1 protein-coding gene is annotated in these 2,058 nt (G+C 63.8%); it reads right to left on the minus strand.

The genetic code is table 11. The features are described from left to right. Window positions 1-1,787: alkyl/aryl-sulfatase (locus WBQ44_RS09345; RefSeq protein ID WP_495566425.1), on the minus strand; the 1,787-nt coding region annotated here is incomplete at its 3' end. Between the last annotated feature and the right edge of the window lie 271 nt (window positions 1,788-2,058).

Consider the following 2,058-nt stretch of genomic DNA (forward strand, 5'->3'; position numbering starts at 1 on the left):
ATTCGGAACGCCGGGTCGGGCTTGCTCGTCAATTCGACGATGCGCGTCAGAGCCGAGGCATCACCGTCCATCGACAAATCCTTCACCCCGCCGCCGGCCAGCACGCCGAGCAGTTGCAGCTTCGTCAGCGTCACAACGAGATCCGCGTCATCCGAACGCTGTGTCGGATAGTGGATCAGCACGCCGTTGGACAGCTCCATGCGGTAGGTCTCGTCGAGATCTGTGAAAACCCAACGCACCGTTGCTTTTACGTCCCACGCCCTCGGGCCGTCGATGCGGATGGCGAGGCTGTCGAACACCTGCGTGACCGTCAGTGCTGACGCCATCCCCGCGGCGTTCACCTCAGTGGGATGCGGCGGGCCGTTCACCTCCGAGGCACCCACCAGATAGTTGTTGCGCCAGGTCGCGCACTCCGAGCCGTAGCCGAGTCGCGTCAGCGCGTCCTCGAGCACCTCCTTGGCGCCCGAGTGGTCGGGGTGCGCGAACACGGCGTGGCTCGATAGTTCCGCAGCGAAACGCAAGTCGCCCTCGTCGGCGAATTCCCTCGCTCTCGCCACCGCCTCGTCGACTCCGCCCATTGCGCGCATGTAGCGGGCACCGGCAGCCTCGGGCGGATGCTGCCACAGGTGCGCCGGGTTGCCGTCGTACCAACCCAGATAGCGCTGGTAGATGGCTTTGACGTTGTGGCTCACCGATCCGTAATAGCCGTGGGTATGCCAGGCCGCGTCCAACGCCGGTGGCATCACGAAGTCCTCCGCGATCTCCGAACCGGTCAACCCCTGATTGAGATGCCGCAGCGTCTGATCATGAAGGTAGGCATACAGATCGCGTTGCTGGACCAGGTAGCCGATCAACTCGTCCGTGCCCCACGTCGGCCAATGGTGCGATGCGAATGCGACATCGGAATCGTGGCCGAACATCTCGATGGCCTCGGCGATGTACCGCGACCAGTTACGAGCATCGCGCACCTCGGCACCGCGCAGCGTCAGCAGATTGTGCAGATTGTGCGTCGCGTTCTCGGCCAGACACAGCGCTCGGTGGTCGGGGAAGTAGAAGTTCATCTCCGACGGCGCCTCGGTGCCGGGCGTCACCTGGAAGATCATTCGTACGCCGTCGAACGTCTCCTCCTGCCCGGTGTGCGTGATGTCCAGGGTGGGAGCGATGAGCCCGACGGTGCCTGTGGACGTACTCGGTCCGAGACCGGCACCCAGGGTGCCGGTGGCTCCCACGGGAAGAACAATGCCGGTGTGGAACATTCCGCGCCGCAGCATCGCACCGCCCGCGTACACGTTCTCCGATACCGCATGCTCGAGGAAGTGCTCGGGCGCGACGATCGGGACCGTGGTGTCGGCGTCGACCACGCCGAGGACGCCGCCGAAATGATCGATGTGAGAGTGCGTGTAGATGACCGCGGACACCGGCCTGTCGCCCCGGTTCTCCCGGTACAGAGCGAGGCCCGCCGCAGCGCATTCGGCCGAGACCAGCGGATCGATGACCACGACTCCGGTGTCGCCCTCGATCAGCGTCATATTGGACAGGTCGTAACCGCGAATCTGATAGATGCCATCGGTGACCTCGAACAGGCCGTGAATTGCAGTCAGCTGCGCCTGTCGCCACAGGCTGGGATTGACGGTATCCGGGCACTCCCCGGTGGTCGCGGCCGCGAAGCCGGCTGCGTCGTACACCACGCTGCCGTCGTCGCCGCGAATCTCCGCGGGGTCGAGGCGCGCGATGAATCCACGGTCGGAATTCTCGAAATCGGTGCGATCGGCGAAATTTGCAGACATCGGTTCTCCTCGCGAGATGTAGTCCAGTGGATGCACCGACTGTCGCACCGTTGCCCGCTGCCGACCTCGTCCGTTCCGGGTGAGAGCCCTCCGCCAGGGGGCCAACGTCAAAGTCGACTGAAATTGGACTTTGGGTGGGCGTTGAGAAACGCCGACGTGAGTGTCGAAGCTGATGGGTGATTGCACGCCCGCGCGATTTGCGCTGTAATTATGTACATGACTACTTTGCCGGTCGCAGATGCACGTGCTCGTCTGTCCAAGATCGTGGACG

Origin of the sequence: Rhodococcus sp. (in: high G+C Gram-positive bacteria) (assembly GCF_049591685.1) — a bacterium.
GTDB lineage: Bacteria > Actinomycetota > Actinomycetes > Mycobacteriales > Mycobacteriaceae > Rhodococcoides.